Below are 15,429 nucleotides of genomic sequence, written 5' to 3'. Positions count from 1 at the left end.
CCAACCAGCGGAGCGGGGTCCGTGTCCGGCGGAAATCCGACCCGCACGTCCGGCCGGACCCGTCCCCGCGGCGGCGGAGCGGTCACCGGGCGGGGCTCATCCGCCCGTCGTGGGCGAGGGCGTGGGCACCGCCGCGGTCACCGCCGCGCGCAGTCCGCGCACGATCCCGCCGAGGACGGGCGTCGCGGCCCCGCCCCGTTCGGTCAGCTCCTCGATGCGCCGCTCGTGGCGGGCGCGGTCCCGGTCCGGCAGCAGGGTGCGCAGTCCGGCGGAGGCCGCCAGGGCGACGACGGCCGCGTCCGCCTCGGGGACGTCCCCGGCCGGTACGGGGCCGTCGAGGATCAGCCGTGCCTCGTCCTGCAGGGCGTCCACGCGGGCGACGCCGTCCAGGACGTACTCCACGGACGGGAACACCCCGAGCACCCGCCGCTTCTCCGCGTGCAGGAACCCCTCGGCGACCAGCTGCTCGCGGACCGCGTCCAGGGTGTACCGGGCGTGCAGCGTCACCCAGGTGCGCCAGCGGTGCGGGCAGGACTCGCTGACGAGTTCCAGCAGTCCGTCGAGGACCGCGTCCCCGGTGCGGGAGTCCAGGTCGAGGGGTGTGGCGATGCCGTCGTCGTCGATCAGCAGACCGCGCCGGGCCAGGTCGGCGAGGGCACCGGCCCGCACCAGAGGGGGCAGCCGGGCCGGATCGGTGACCTCCCGTCGCGTGGTGTTCCAGGCCAGCAGATGGAGCCGGGCCGGCAGCGAGAGCGGGCCGTTGGGCACGGAACCTCCTCGGGTCGGTGAGGTCGCGATCGGTAAAACCGTTGACAGCCGATCCGGCCCCTCGTACGGTTTTCGACGGTTCTGTTGCCGTCGATGGGAGAAGGACGTTGCTCGTCTGAGGTTCTGAGACACCGCGTCACACCCGTGGGGTGTGCACGTCGCGTGCGACCTCGGCGTTCGAGCCGTCCTTCTGTGCGGAGCAGGGCTTTTCTCGTGCCCAGAGCTTCCTCCCGGCTGCCGGTCGTCCTCTCGCGGTGTCTCCATACGCGTTTGCCCCTGACCGCCCCGAGCAACCGCGGAGGCCCGTATGTCAACATCCATCACTTGTACGTCCCTCTCCTTCACCTGGCCCGACGGCACGCCCGTCATCGAGGGCCTCGACGTCTCCTTCGGTCCCGGCCGTACCGGGCTGATCGGTGTCAACGGCGCGGGGAAGTCGACCCTGCTGAAGCTGATCGCCGGTGAGCTCACGCCGACCGGTGGCGCCGTCCGGGTGGCCGGCGAGGTGGGGTACCTGCCGCAGAACGTGACGCTGGACACCGCGCTGCGGGTCGACGAGGCGCTCGGTATCGCCGCACGGCGGGCCGCGCTGCACGCCATCGAGGCGGGCGACGTGGCCGAGGAGCACTTCGAGACCGTCGGCGACGACTGGGACGTGGAGGAGCGCGCCCTGGCCACGCTCGGTGAACTCGGCCTCGGGCACATCGGGTTGGACCGCACGGTCGGCGAGGTGTCGGGCGGCGAGTCGGTGCTGCTGCGGCTGGCCGCGCTGCTGCTGCGCCGGCCGGACGTGCTGCTGCTCGACGAACCCACCAACAACCTCGACCTGTACGCCCGCAGGCGGCTGTACACGGCCGTCGCAAACTGGCCGGGCGTGATGGTCGTGGTCAGCCACGACCGCGAACTGCTGGAACTGGTCGACCAGATCGCGGATCTGCGCCGGGTGAGCACGGCGGCGCGCGGCACCTCGGTCGAGGGTGGTGGTGGAAGACGGGTGGGTGAGGTCGTCTGGTACGGCGGCAACTTCTCGGCCTACGAGGAGGCGCTGGCCGTCGAGCAGGAGGCGGCCGAGCGGATGGTGCGGGTCGCCGAGGCGGACTTCCGCAAGCAGAAGCGCGAGCTGGCCGACGCCCAGGTCAAACTGGCCCGCCGCAAGCGGTACGGGCAGAGGATGTGGGACCAGAAGCGCGAGCCGAAGATCGTCATGGGGGCGCGCAAGCGTGCGGCGCAGGAGTCCGCGGGCAAGCACCGCCTCCTGCACGAGGAGAGGCTCGCCGGGGCCCGGGAACGGCTCGACGAGGCGGTGGAGGCCGTGCGGGACGACGACGAGATCCGCGTCGACCTGCCGTACACGGCCGTGCCGCCCGGACGTACCGTCCTCACGCTCCTGGACCTGGAGTTGGCGTACGGCGCCCGGGTGAACGGCGGCTTCGACCTGCGGGGACCGGAGCGGGTCGCGCTGGTCGGGCGCAACGGCGCCGGCAAGACCACGCTGCTGCGCACGATCGCCGGGGAGCTCGAGCCGGTGTCGGGCGAGGCGACGGCGCACGTCCCGCTGCGGTTCCTGCCGCAGCGGCTCGACGTCCTCGACGACGGACTGACGGTCGCCGAGAACGTGGCCCGGTTCGCTCCGGACGCCACCGACAACCGGATCCGGGCGCGGCTCGCCCGCTTCCTGTTCCGGGGCGCCCGCGCCGACCGGAAGGCGGCGACCCTGTCCGGCGGCGAGCGCTTCCGCGCCGCACTGGCCGCACTGCTGCTGGCGGAGCCCGCGCCGCAGCTGCTGATGCTGGACGAGCCGACCAACAACCTCGACATGGCGAGCGCCCGGCAGCTCACCACGGCCCTGGAGTCGTACGAGGGGGCACTGATCGTCGCCAGTCACGACCTGCCGTTCCTGGAGTCCATCGGGATCACGCGGTGGCTGCTGATGGAGGAGGGAGAACTGAAGGAAATCACGACGGAAGCTGTCGGGTATCCCGCCTAACGTCGGCGGTATGAGCCAGTCCAGCGCGTTCATCACCCTCACCGGGGCCAGGGAGAACAACCTCAAGGACGTCACGCTCCGCATCCCGAAGGGCCGGCTGACCGTGTTCACCGGCGTTTCGGGATCGGGGAAGTCGTCGGTCGTCTTCGACACGATCGCGGTCGAGTCGCAGCGGCAGCTGAACGAGACGTACACCTGGTTCGTCCGCAACCGGCTGCCCAAGTACGAGCGGCCGCACGCGGACGCCCTGGAGGACCTCACGCCCGCGATCGTCGTCGACCAGCGGCCCGTCGGCGGCCACTCCCGGTCGACGGTCGGCACGATGACGGACGTGTACGCGGTGATCCGGGTGCTGTTCTCCCGGCACGGCACGCCGAGCGCCGGGCCGGCGACGGCGTACTCGTTCAACGACCCGTCGGGCATGTGCCCCGGGTGCGACGGCCTGGGCCGGACCGTGCGGCCGGACTGGGACCGCATCCTCGACGTGGACCGCTCCCTCGCCGAGGGGGCGGTCCGCTTCCCGCCCTTCGCCCCGGGGACGTGGCAGGGGCAGGCGTACACCAACAGCGACGGGCTCGACCCGCACCGGCCGGTGCGCGAGTTCACCGCGGCCGAGCGGGATTTCCTGATGCGCGGGCGTCCCGGCAGCAAGGTCACCGTGAACGGCACGGGCGGCACCTGGACCACCGAGTACGAAGGGCTCGCCGACCGGTTCGAACGGCTCTACCTGAAGCGGGACCTGGCGGCGATGAGCCAGAAGACCCGCGACATGGTGCGGGGGTTCCTGGCCGAGGGCACCTGCCCGGACTGCCGGGGCGCCCGGCTGAACGAGGCGGCGCTGGCGACGCGCGTGGGCGGGCTGTCCATCGCCGACTGCACCCGGATGCAGGTCACCGACCTCATCGCCGTGCTGCGGGAGCTCGACGACCCCCTCGCCCGGCCGATCGCCGGGGCCGCCGTCGCCGCGCTGGAGCGGATCGAGACGATCGGCCTCGGCTACCTCAGCCTCGACCGGGAGACGTCCACCCTCTCCGGCGGCGAGGGCCAGCGGCTGAAGACGGTGCGGCACCTGGGGTCCAGCCTGACCGGGATGACGTACATCTTCGACGAGCCCAGCGTCGGACTGCACCCGCGCGACGTGCACCGCCTCGGCGAACTGCTGCTGCGGCTGCGGGACAAGGGGAACACCGTGCTGGTCGTCGAGCACGACCCCGACGTCATCGCGCTGGCCGACCACGTCGTCGACATGGGCCCCGGCGCGGGCGCCGGGGGCGGCCGCGTGGTGTTCGAGGGGACGCCGGGCGAGCTGGCCGCCTCGGGCACCCTGACCGGGCGGTGCCTGGGCCGGCGCACGGCGGTCAAGGACGTCGTACGGGAGGCGGCCGGCGAGCTGTGGGTGAAGGGCGCCGACCGGCACAACCTGCGCGAGGTCACCGTGCGGTTCCCGGCCGGGGTGCTGACCGCGGTGACCGGGGTCGCCGGGTCCGGCAAGAGCACGCTGGTCGCGGAGTTCACCGCCGCCCACGCCGACGCGGTGGTCGTCGACCAGTCGTCCATCGGGATCTCCGCGCGGTCCACCCCGGCGACGTACCTCGGGATCATGGACACGGTGCGGAAGGTCTTCGCGCGGGAGACGGGGCGGGATCCGGGACTGTTCAGCTTCAACTCCGCCGGTGCCTGCGCGACCTGCGAGGGCCGCGGGATCATCCACACCGACCTCGCCTTCATGGACCCGGTGACCACGACCTGCCACGACTGCGAGGGCCGGCGCTTCAAGGAGGAGGTGCTGCGGCTGACGGTCGGCGGCCGCTCCATCGCCGACGCCCTGGGCATGACGGCCGACGAGGCGCTGGACTTCTTCGACGACCCGGGCGTGCGGCGCCGGCTGCGCGCCCTGCGGGACGTCGGCCTGACCTACCTCACCCTCGGGCAGCCGCTGTCCACGCTCTCCGGCGGCGAACGGCAGCGCATCAAGCTCGCCACCCGGCTGCACCGCAAGGGGGTGGTGTACGTCCTGGACGAGCCGACCACCGGGCTGCACCTGGCCGACGTGGACGGCCTCGTCACCCTTCTGGACCGGCTCGTGGACGCGGGCAACACCGTCGTCGTGGTCGAGCACCACCTGGACGTGATCGCCCGCGCCGACTGGGTGATCGACCTCGGCCCGGACGGCGGACGGGACGGCGGCCGGGTGGTCTTCGAGGGGACGCCGGAGCAACTGCTGGCGGCCCGGGGGTCCTTCACCGGGGAGCATCTGCGGCGGGCGGTGCGGGGGCGGTGACGCGGAGGACCCGCCGCGGGCGCGGGCGAACGGGCACAGGCGGGCGGGCACGGACGGGTACGGGCCGCCGGGGCCGTCATCCGCGGGTACTTCTTCCGGCCGCCGGGGGTGGTCCTGTCCCGATTCGCCCTGCATGATGGTCCGCCGACGGCCGAGGAGGTCCCCGCCGCCCGCGGGAGGCCCCCGGCGCCGTACCGACACGCCCCCGTCCGATACGGAGTCATGCCCGTGCCCAGCAAGAAGGCCCTGATCCGCCGTCCCAGCCCCCGTCTGGCCGAGGGGCTGGTGACGCACATCGAACGGGAGGGGGTGGACGTCGACCGGGCGACGGAGCAGTGGGAGGCGTACGGGGCGGCACTGCGCACCCACGGCTGGGAGACGGTCGAGGTGGCCCCGGCCGACGACTGCCCGGACTCCGTGTTCGTCGAGGACACGGTGGTGATGTACCGGAACGTGGCGCTGATCGCCCGGCCCGGCGCCGAGTCCCGGCGCGGCGAGACCACCGGCGTCGAGGAGGCCGTGGCGTCCCTGGGCTGCTCGGTGAGCTGGGTCCGGGAACCGGGCACGCTGGACGGCGGCGATGTGCTCAAGATCGGCGACACCGTGTACGTGGGCCGCGGCGGGCGCACCAACGCGGCCGGGGTCCAGCAGGTGCGGGCCGCGTTCGAGCCGCTGGGCGCGCGGGTGGTCGCCGTGCCGGTCGCCAAGGTGCTGCACCTGAAGTCGGCGGTCACCGCACTGCCGGACGGGACGGTCGTCGGCCACCTCCCGAACGTGGACGCGCCGTCGCTGTTCCCCCGCTTCCTGCCGGTGCCGGAGGAGTCCGGGGCGCACGTGGTGCTGCTCGGCGGGGACAAGCTGCTGATGGCCTCGAGCGCGCCGAAGACCGCGGAGCTGCTCTCGGACCTCGGCCACGAGCCCGTCCTGGTGGACATCGGCGAGTTCGAGAAGCTCGAGGGCTGCGTGACCTGCCTCTCGGTGCGCCTGCGGGAGCTGCACGCCTGACCGGCGCCCCTCACCCGTACGGCTCACGGACTTCTGACTCCGGTCTCGCCCGACCGGGAAGATCTCGCGGCGACACACCTGATCAGCGGTCTTTACCGTGCTCTTAACCTACGGTTTCGTAACCTACGGATTCGTAGCCTACGATTCCGTAGGTTCCGGCACCGCTCGCCGGCTCCGTCGTACTCGGCACCGTCCCCTGGAGTTCCCGTGACGCTCACTTCCCCTCACCTCGGCAGCCCGTCCGTCTGGACCGACGCCCGGCTGTTGTACGCGCTGGAGGAAGTGGTCGAGAAGGAACTCAACCGGCATCTGAAGGTCGCCAAGGACTGGATGCCGCACGAGTACGTGCCGTGGAGCGACGGCCGCAACTTCCCCGGTCTCTTCGAGGACGGCGAGGCCTGGGACAAGGAGCAGTCCAAGGTCACCGAGGTCGGCCGGATCGCCCTCGTGGTGAACCTGCTGACCGAGGACAACCTCCCGAGCTACCACCACGAGATCGCCACCCTGTTCGGCCGGGACGGCGCCTGGGGCACCTGGGTGCACCGCTGGACGGCCGAGGAGGGCCGGCACGGCATCGTGATGCGGGACTACCTGCTCGCCTCGCGGGCGGTGGACCCGGACAAGCTGGAGCAGTTCCGCATGGCGCACATGAGCGAGGGCTTCGAGTCGGACAACCGGCACTCGATGCTGCACTCGGTGGCCTACGTCGCCTTCCAGGAGCTGGCCACCCGCATCTCGCACCGCAACACCGGCCACCAGTCCGGCGACCCGGTCTGCGACCGCATGCTGGCGCGCATCGCGACCGACGAGAACCTGCACATGGTCTTCTACCGCAACCTCCTGAAGGCGGCCTTCGAGATCGCCCCCGACCTGACGATGCAGGCGGTGCGCGACGTCGTCGTGAACTTCCGGATGCCCGGCCACAGCATCCCCGGCTTCGAGCGGGCCGCCGCGCAGATGGCCATCGGCGAGGTCTACAACCTGCGCATCCACCACGACGACGTGCTCCAGCCGGTGCTCCGCTTCCTGAAGGTCATGGACATCGACGGCCTCGGCCCCGAGGGCCGCAAGGCCCAGGAGGAGCTCGGCGTGTTCCTGGGCGGCCTGGACGCGGAGGCGCAGAAGTTCGACGAGAAGCTGGCGGCCCGCAAGGCCCGGATGGCGGCGCGCGCGGCCCACTGAGGCCGGCCGGCAGACCGCCGGCATCGCCGGGCACCGGCCGCCGGCCCCCGGCCGGGCCGGTCCGGGCCCGCGTTCCCGGCCTCCCCGACAGCCGCCCGGCCGCAGTCACGACCGGCCCGCCCCGCCCCGGGGGTGTTCGGCCATGCGCGGCAGCGGCACTCGATCAGGTGACGCCACCCCTCGCTGGTGAGGGGTGCGTTCCCGCGCGTCACGCGGTGGGCCCCGGGGCGGAGCCTCGCGGGGTGGTGTCCCGCTGGGAGATGGCCTCCGCCACCTCGTCGAGGGCCGCACGCAGAAAGGCGCCGTAGGCGTCCTGGGGGAGGTCGGGGGCATGCTCCCTGGCCTTGTTCATGTGCTCGGTGGCGGCGTCGAAGGACCCGAGTCGGCGGTAGTCGTCGGCGAGGTTGAGGTGCAGGGACGGATAGAAGCCGGCGAGGCGGAGACCGGCGTGATGTTCCTGAACGCGCTGCTCGGTCACGGCGTCGGCAGCGTCCAGGGCACGGATGTTCCAGGCCAGGCCCTGGGCGGGGTCCTCGTAGAGGTCCGCCAGGTAGTGCGCGAGAGTGCAGCGGTGCAGCGGGTCGCCGGTGACGCCGATCGTCGACCACAGGGCCAGGAGCTTCCGGCGGGCCGGAGCGATGCCGCCGGATCGTCCTTCGACGACGGCTCGGCCGATGGCTTCCATGGTCGGGTCGGGGCCGGTGGGAGTGGCGGTCACAGGAGTGCTCCTCGTCGTTCTCGCTCAGGCGGAGTGGTCGGGTCGGACGGGCATGGCCAGGGTGGTGAGATCGCCGCGGTCGGCGGAGCGGATCGCGGCAGGCTGGTCCGGGCCCCTCAGGTCGAGCATCACGTCGGGGCCGATGGCGGTGCTGACGGCCGGGTAGAGCGTGGTCAGCTCGAAGGAGATCCGGAGGCCCCGCCCCGTCACGACGGCCGCGAGCGGGACACCGGGATGCTCGCCATCGGTCGTCAGGACGCTCAGGCCCCGGCGGGTCACACGCAGCGTGACCCGCTCTCCCGGGATCTCCTCCAGAGCTCGCTGGAGGAGACCCTTCGCGACCGTCACCCGGGTCGTGACCTCGGGCAGCGACGCGAGCATCAGCCGGTGATCGGGAAACTCCTCCGACAGCAGCCGGCAGTGCCGGTCTCCTCGGTCCGCCATGCGCAGCCGGCACCCGTGCGGCGTCGCCTCGACCCGCACCAGCGCGCTGCGGCGGATGTCGGCGACCGCTGCCCGCAACTCGTCACCGCTGACCGTGGCGGCCCAGGCCGTGGCCCCGGCTTCGGCGGGAACCAGGGTCCGGGTCGAGAGGCGGTAACGGTCGGTGGCGGTCAAGGTGACCGCCTCCTGCGTCGCCTCGACGCGCAGGGCCCCGAGTACCGGCATACCAGGTTCGCGCACGGCCGCGGCCAGGACCTGCTCGATCGCGTCAGCCAGCACGGGCCCCTTCAGCGCGGCAACCGGCAGACTCGGCACGTCGGCAAGCGACGACTTGATCGAAGCGGCTTTCCGCTGCACCGCTGCCGCGTCCCCGAGCACCTTCGCGACGTGCTCGTCGATCAGCCGGGACGCTTCATCGGGCCCGGCGTCGAGGACGGCTCGGGCAGCGGTGAGGGGCATGGCGATCTCACGGAGCCGACGCAGCGCGGTGGCCCGTGCCACCTGGCCGGCGCCGTAGTAGCGGTAGCCGGAGGCCGGGTCGACCTCAGCGGGAGGAAGCAGCCCGGAGTCGGCGTAGAAGCGCAAGGCGCTCGAGGTCAGCCCGGTGCGTCGGGCGAAGACCCCGATCGGCATCAGTTCGGAGTTCGGCACCCGGCCATCGTCGGGCTTCGACCCACTTGAAGGTCAACACCGGCCGGATGTGCCGACGACCTCCTGGCCCGCGACGCCTAACGGCTCGCCCGCCGCAGCTCCAGCCGCTCCTTCTCGGAGAGTCCGCCCCAGACGCCGAAGCGCATGTCGTGGGCCATGGCGTAGTCGAGGCAGGCGGCGCGGATGGGGCAGAGACCGCAGATCCGCTTGGCCTCACGGACCGAACTGCCCGGCTCGGGGAAGAAGAAGTCTCCCCCGGTCTGCGCACACAGCGCCTCCTCCTGCCAGGTGAGATCGGGCGACGGGAACGTTTCGATGTGCATGGCCGAGAGCGTGCCGAGCGACGAAAAACATTCACTCAACGCCGCATCAACGCGGCTCGGCGCCGTTCGTCCGTCCGTGTCCGCACGATGATGGCGCCACCCGGGCGGGAAACACACGGCGGCGCGCGGAGGGGCCGCCCGTTGCCCGCCTGCTGCCCCGGGCCCCGCCGGATCCCGATCGACGGATCAGGTCGGTGGGTCAGGTCGGCCGGTCGGATCGGTGGGTCAGGTCTGTCGCGGGTCGCCCCTGAGGACGGCGAAGCGCGCGCCGTACGGGTCCTCCAGACGGGCCAGCCGGCCGACCCCGGCGAGGGAGGTGGCGGGCATCCGGACCCGGCCACCCAGTTCGACGGCCCTGGCGACGACCCCGTCCGGGTCGTCCACCCCGAGGTAGGGCAGCCAGTAGGGCTGTCCGGACGCCGCCTCCGTGGGGTCGTCGGCCAGCGGGACCAGACCGCCGAACATGCCTTCCTCCCCGGTCCCGGCGGGGTTGACGGAGGTGTAGACACCGCCGGGGAAGGTCACCGCCGAGGTCTCCCAGCCGAGGACCGAGTGGTAGAAGACGGCGGTCCGGGCGACGTCCGGGGTGTACAGCTCGACCCAGCACAGCGAGCCGACCTCACCGGCGGCCTCGACGCCCTCGCGGAGGGCGGGCTCCCAGATGCCGAAGGAGACGTCCGCCTGGTCGGCGAGGATCGCCGTCCTGCCCTGTCCCCCCACGTCCACGGGCGGTACGGACACACTGCCCCGGGCCTGCCGGGCGGCCTGCGCCGTGGCCTGTGCGTCGGGGGTACGGAAGTAGACGGTCCACGCGGCCGGCCCCCGCTCCGACGGGGTCCGCATCACGCCCGCGACGATCCTGCCGGACAGCCGGAAGAAGCCGTAGCCGCCGGCGTCGGGCCCCGCCGGCTCGTACTCCCAGCCGAAGAGGCCGCCGTAGAAGGACGTGGTGCCCTCGACGTCGGACGTGCCGACGTCGATCCAGTTCGGGGCGCCGTCGACGAAGCGGGTGGTGAGCATGGTGCCTCCTGCGGAAGGTCCCGTCGCCTGCTCCGCCGAGTCTTCCACCGCCCGCCGGGGATCCGCCGTCGAAGCACCCGGACGGGTGTGTCCGGACCTCACGCGGAGGCGCGCCGCACCAGGGTCGTCGGCAGGACCACGCTGGAGGGGGCGCCGACCGCGTTCTCCGGTGCGCTCGTGGTGCGGTCGAGGTCGCGCAGGAGGAGGCGGGCCATCAGACGGCCCATCTCCTCGATGTCCTGGCGAACCGTGGTGAGCGGCGGGTCGGTCTGCTCGGCGATCGGCAGCATGTCGTCGAAGCCGACCACCGCCACGTCGTCCGGCACCCGGCGCCCGTGCTCACGCAGGACGCGCAGGGCGCCCGCCGCCATGAGGTCGTTGGCGGCGAACACCGCGTCCAGGCCGGGGCAGCGCCCGAGGAGTTCCCGCATCGCCCGCTCGCCCGCGGCCGGGGTGAAGTCGCCCTCCACGACCAGGCGCGGATCGGCGTCGACCATGACGTCCCGAAAGCCGTCGAGCCGGTCCGCCGCGGAGGTCTGGTCGAGGGCGCCGGTGATGTGCGCGATGCGGCTGCGGCCGAGGCCGAGCAGATGCCGTACGGCGTCCCGGGCGCCGCCCCTGTTGTCACAGTCGACGTAGACGACGCCCTGCCCGCCGCCGCTCCAGTCGGGCCGGCCGCCGAACACCGTCGGCAGCCCGGCGCGCTGGATCAGTTCCGGCAGCGGGTCGTCGATGTGCAGCGAGAACACCAGCGCGCCGTCGACGTGGCCGCCGGCCAGGTAGCGCCCCACCCGCGCGTGGTCGTCGCGGTCCTCGGTGAGCAGCAGCACGAGCTGGTTGTCGTGGGCCGTCAGCTCCTTGCTGATGCCGCGCAGCTGGCGGGCGAAGAAGGGGTCGGCGAAGACACGGGTCTCCGGCTCGGCCACGATGACGGCGACGGCGTCGTGCCGTTTCGTCACCAGGCTGCGGGCGGCCTGGTTGGGGACGTACCCGAGTTCCTCCACGGCCCGCCTGACCCGCTCGGCCAGGGGCTCCCTGACTCCGTCGGCGCCGTTGACCACGCGGGAGACGGTGGCCCGCGAGACCCCGGCCCGCGCGGCCACGGCCTCCAGCGTGGGACGCGGCACTGTCTCGGTCACGTCGGGGCTCCTCACCTGCGGCTGCGGGACAGGATAGCCCCGTGCCCACGGAGGCGAGAGCGCTCTCGGATCATCTCGGACCACCCGGGCGGTCCGTCGTCGCCGGCTCCCGCGGTCGGGCACGCCCCGCCCGCGGACCGCCCGCGGACCGCCCGCGGGTCGTCCGCGGGTCGTCAGTGCGCGTGCTCCTCCGACTCCTCCGTCTTCTCCGAGCCCGCCGGCTTCTCCGCCTTCTCCGGCTTCCCGGAGGCCGCGCCGTGGTGGTGCCGGTGCGGGTCGTAGCCCGGGATCGTGCCGTCCGGCTTCTTGACCAGGAACAGGCCGACCATGCCCATGTCGGAGTGGCTCTGGACGTGGCAGTGGTACATCCAGGCGCCCGCTCCCACCCCTTCCCCCGCGATCACCTGGAAGCCGAAGGAGTCCGCCGGGCCGCAGATCTTGTTGTCGATGACCTGGCTCGGGTCGTCGGGGCCGGTGAGCATGCCGGTGCGGTTGTCGGCCCAGCGGTGACCGTGCAGGTGGAAGGTGTGGTAGTACTCGCCGTGCGTGATCATGACGAATTCGACGCGATCGCCCACGGTCGCCTCGAAGTCCGGTCCGGTGTGGGCCGGCCTGTTGTTGATCGTCATGTCGTTGAAGACGATCGTGTGCGTCCGGTCCGGCAGGACGTCGCCCTTGCGGCGCACGATCACCGGGCCGTAGAGGCCGTTGCGGATGCCGCCCGTGCCGTGTTCCGTGCCGACCACGTGGTCGTGGTAGTGCCAGTAGCCGGCGCTGCCCGCCCGCCAGGTGCCGTCCGCCCGCCGGCCCGGGACGTGGGTGCGCCAGGTGTAGGTGCGGGTGCCGCCCGGCTCGACGTCGCTCCGGCTCTGCTTGGTGCCGTCGCTGGAGATCTCGTAGTCCAGGCCGTGGACGTGCAGGCTCACGGGCACGTCCATGGTGTTCTCGAACTCGATGTGCAGCGTGTCGCCCTCGTTGAGCTCGATGAGGGGGCCGGGGATCGTTGCCTTGCCCTTCTCCAGGCCGTAGCCCATCTGCCCGCCGCCCAGCCGCTCGGCGTAGAGCTTGATGCGCTTCACCTCGCCCCCGGCGGGCGCGGTCTTCGCCGGTCCGGTGGCGCTCACGGCCTCGGGCGCGAGGGACAACGATGTCGCGACGGCCGCACCGCCCAGCAGCACCCGCCGGTTGAAGCCGCGTCTGTCCATGCCGAACTCCCCACGTGGCTGTCATGAACCTGTGAAACCGTAGCGGCCCCCCGAGCGTTTCTCCACACTCAGGACAAAGTTCGTTTCATTGCGGTCATAGGTATTGGCGTGTGACGCAAAGAGGTCTAGCTTCCTTGACGCTGTTGCCGCGACCGAGGAGGGGTGGGTGGCCACATGCGGTGCACACCGCGTCAAGGACCCATGCACTTACGGAGGTTGAGCGCGAGAAGCGCGAGAGCGACCGGAGCGGGGCGGCGGGCCCTTGCGGTCGGCGCCACCGTCGGGATCGTCGCCGCCGGGCTGCTGTCGGCACCCGCCGCCAGTGCGCGCCCGGCCCCGGATCCGTCCCCGACAACGATGTCCGTCAAGTCGCCCCCGGGCGGCGCGAACGTACGCGTGCTGCTGTTCCACGGCTCGGCGGCGGGCGGTGACGAGTCCCCGCTCGTGAACGCGGGGATCGCGGCGATCGAGAGGATCGGCCTGTCCGGTCCGGAGAACCAGCGCTTCGAGGTCACCGCCACCGACGACGCCTCGGTCTTCACCGACGGCAGGAAGCTGGGACGCTTCAACACGATCGTGTTCCTGACCGGCGGCGGGGATGTCCTCGACCCGGAGCAGGAGGCGGGCCTGGAGGCGTACATGGAGGCCGGCGGCGGTTTCGTCGGCCTCCACGACGCGGCCCGCGCGGAGCCGTACTCGGACTGGTTCACCGGCCTCATCGGCGCCCGCCCGGCCGCGTCGAGCCCCGAGAAGGTGCAGCGGGCCACTGTGGAGGTGGGCGACCGGCTGCATCCGGCGACCAAGGGCCTGCCCCTGGAGTGGAAGCGGCCCGACAAGTGGCTGAACTGGGTGAAGAACCCGTCCGGCGAGGTGCACACCGTGGCCCGGGTGCGCGAGTCGACCTACCAGCCGGGGGCGGGCGCGAACGGCTGGGACCATCCCGTGAGCTGGTGCCGTGACTACGACGGCGGCCGGTCCTTCTACACCGCCATGGGCGGCACGGTGTCGTCGTACGACGAGACCGACTTCCGCGCGCACCTGCGCGGCGCCCTGCTGTGGACCACCCGGCTCGTGCAGGCCGACTGCAAGGCGACGATCACGGGCAACTACAAGGCGGAGCGGCTGACCCGGCCCAACCAGCCGGGGCAGAACGACCAGATCGGCGAACCGCACGGCCTGGTCACCGCCCCCGACGGCCGGGTCTTCTACATCGGCCGCGGCGGCACCGACTCCTCCCTGCCGGTGGTCACCGACTGGAACGACCCCGACATCGGCAAGGGCAGGGGCGAGATCCACGTCTACGACCCGAAGACCGGGAAGGTCACCCTCGCCGGGGCGCTCACCGTCTTCGGCAACAAGGGCGGCGGCGACGAGCTGACCAAGGTCGAGGAAGGGCTGCTCGGCATCGAGCTGGACCCGGACTTCGAGCGGAACGGCTGGGTGTACCTGCACTACACGCCCCACTCGGAGATCAACCGCGACACGCACATGGGCGAGCGGCGCGTCTCCCGCTTCACGTTCGACCGGACCACCGACAAGCTGGACCTGGGCAGCGAGAAGGTGCTGCTGAAGTGGCCGGTGCAGATCCACAGCTGCTGCCACGCGGGCGGCGGGATGGCCTGGGACTCCGAGGACAACCTGTACATCGCCACCGGTGACACCAACTCCAGCGGCTTCAGCGGCGGTTACTCGGGCAACAACCCCGAGCCGAACTTCAAGGGCGTCTCCTTCGCGGACGCGCGCCGCACGGCCGGCAACACCAACGACCTCAACGGCAAGATCCTGCGCATCCACCCGGAGCCGGACGGCACCTACACCCTCCCCGAGGGCAATCTGTTCACCGGGAAGGAGACCGCCGAGGGCGGCGGGAAGACGCGCGGCGAGATCTACGTGATGGGGGTGCGCAACCCCGCGCGCATCTTCGTCGACAGGACGACCGACGTCCTCTACGCGGGCTGGGTCGGTCCGGACGCCGGCCAGCCGTCGACGACCTGGGGTCCGGCGAAGTACGACACGTTCGCCGTGATCACCAAGGCGTCCAACCGGGGCTGGCCGTACTGCATGGGCAACAAGCAGCCCTACCGGGACCGGAACCTTCCCGATCCGTCCCGGCCCCTCGGCTGGTACGACTGCGACCACCCGAAGAACGAGTCGCCGAACAACGACGGCCTGGTCAACCTGCCGCCGGTGACCGGCAACAACATCTGGTACTCGCCGCAGGGCGGCGGCCCGGACTTCCCGCGGGACGCGAACGGTGTCCCGTCGTACAAGGCGGAGGAGGCCACCCACAAGCTGCCCTGGCTCAAGGGCGGCGGCCAGGCCGCGATGAACGGACCGGTCTACCGCTACGACGAGGCGAGCACGAGCGGGACCAAGTGGCCCGCCTACTGGGACGGCAAGTGGTTCGTCGGCGACTTCTACGACGCCGACCAGCCGCGCAACGCGGTGCTCATGGACCCGAGGACGCAAGGGGACGGCGGTCTGCCGGTGCACTCGGAGTCGCTGAAGAAGATCGTGCCGATCGGCAACGACGGCATCAAGAACCTGATGGACTGGAAGTTCGGTCCGGACGGGGCGCTGTACGTCCTCGACTACGGCCGGGGCTTCTTCACCTCCGACTCCAGGTCCGCGCTGTGGCGGGTCACCTACACGGGCGGCGGGCCGACCCCGGCCGCCGGTCAGCTGGCGCGGAAGGCCGGGTGAGGG

The 15,429-nt window shown here is 72.0% G+C and carries 12 protein-coding genes; 5 read left to right on the top strand and 7 right to left on the bottom strand.

Annotation, left to right across the window (positions count from 1 at the left end):
* Positions 1–96 precede the first annotated feature (96 nt).
* Entirely contained in the window at positions 97–768 is a 672-nt protein-coding gene (locus CP969_RS32075; protein WP_016823700.1) for a GOLPH3/VPS74 family protein, read from the bottom strand.
* Positions 769–1,075: 307 nt separating this feature from the next.
* Here CP969_RS32075 and CP969_RS32070 point away from each other — a divergent pair, with 307 nt between their 5' ends.
* The 4 genes from CP969_RS32070 to CP969_RS32055 all read left to right on the top strand — a co-directional run bounded on the left by CP969_RS32070 (position 1,076) and on the right by CP969_RS32055 (position 7,223).
* On the top strand, positions 1,076–2,755 hold the full coding sequence (locus CP969_RS32070) for an ABC-F family ATP-binding cassette domain-containing protein (RefSeq protein ID WP_004980351.1): 1,680 nt from the start codon (positions 1,076–1,078) through the stop codon (positions 2,753–2,755).
* Positions 2,756–2,765: 10 nt separating this feature from the next.
* Positions 2,766–5,036 carry an ATP-binding cassette domain-containing protein gene (locus CP969_RS32065; protein WP_016823701.1) on the top strand — a complete coding sequence of 757 codons (2,271 nt, stop codon included), beginning with the start codon at positions 2,766–2,768 and terminating at the stop codon, positions 5,034–5,036.
* Positions 5,037–5,264: 228 nt separating this feature from the next.
* The gene (ddaH, locus tag CP969_RS32060) at positions 5,265–6,041 is read left to right on the top strand and encodes a dimethylargininase (protein WP_026084704.1); all 777 of its coding nucleotides are present in this window, start codon (positions 5,265–5,267) and stop codon (positions 6,039–6,041) included.
* A gap of 207 nt (positions 6,042–6,248) precedes the next feature.
* Positions 6,249–7,223, top strand: coding sequence for an acyl-ACP desaturase (locus CP969_RS32055; protein WP_004980357.1), 975 nt, complete (start codon positions 6,249–6,251; stop codon positions 7,221–7,223).
* A 208-nt stretch (positions 7,224–7,431) separates the two neighbouring features.
* On the opposite strand, the gene CP969_RS32050 is transcribed toward CP969_RS32055, so the two are convergent.
* From CP969_RS32050 to CP969_RS32025, 6 genes are all read right to left on the bottom strand, one after another.
* Positions 7,432–7,941 (bottom strand): hypothetical protein, encoded by a 510-nt coding sequence (locus tag CP969_RS32050; RefSeq protein ID WP_016823703.1) that lies wholly within the window; start codon positions 7,939–7,941, stop codon positions 7,432–7,434.
* 24 nt (positions 7,942–7,965) lie between these two features.
* Positions 7,966–9,036, bottom strand: a complete 1,071-nt coding sequence (locus tag CP969_RS32045) for a DNA polymerase III subunit beta family protein (RefSeq protein ID WP_016823704.1) — start codon at positions 9,034–9,036, stop codon at positions 7,966–7,968.
* A gap of 77 nt (positions 9,037–9,113) precedes the next feature.
* Positions 9,114–9,359, bottom strand: coding sequence for a WhiB family transcriptional regulator (locus CP969_RS32040; protein WP_004980363.1), 246 nt, complete (start codon positions 9,357–9,359; stop codon positions 9,114–9,116).
* 225 nt (positions 9,360–9,584) lie between these two features.
* Positions 9,585–10,379 carry a VOC family protein gene (locus tag CP969_RS32035; protein WP_016823705.1) on the bottom strand — a complete coding sequence of 265 codons (795 nt, stop codon included), beginning with the start codon at positions 10,377–10,379 and terminating at the stop codon, positions 9,585–9,587.
* 98 nt (positions 10,380–10,477) lie between these two features.
* Positions 10,478–11,518 carry a LacI family DNA-binding transcriptional regulator gene (locus tag CP969_RS32030; RefSeq protein WP_004980368.1) on the bottom strand — a complete coding sequence of 347 codons (1,041 nt, stop codon included), beginning with the start codon at positions 11,516–11,518 and terminating at the stop codon, positions 10,478–10,480.
* A gap of 173 nt (positions 11,519–11,691) precedes the next feature.
* Complete coding sequence (locus tag CP969_RS32025) at positions 11,692–12,723, bottom strand: multicopper oxidase domain-containing protein (RefSeq protein WP_016823706.1); 1,032 nt, start codon at positions 12,721–12,723, stop codon at positions 11,692–11,694.
* A 201-nt stretch (positions 12,724–12,924) separates the two neighbouring features.
* Between CP969_RS32025 and CP969_RS32020 the strand changes: the two genes are divergently transcribed.
* Positions 12,925–15,426, top strand: coding sequence for a ThuA domain-containing protein (locus tag CP969_RS32020; RefSeq protein WP_223887136.1), 2,502 nt, complete (start codon positions 12,925–12,927; stop codon positions 15,424–15,426).
* Positions 15,427–15,429 lie beyond the last annotated feature (3 nt).

The sequence above is a fragment of the Streptomyces viridosporus T7A genome, assembly GCF_008704515.1.
GTDB classification, from domain to species: Bacteria; Actinomycetota; Actinomycetes; order Streptomycetales; family Streptomycetaceae; genus Streptomyces; species Streptomyces viridosporus.
Note: the sequence above shows the minus strand (reverse complement) of the source record. Positions and strands in the feature narration are given on the sequence as shown.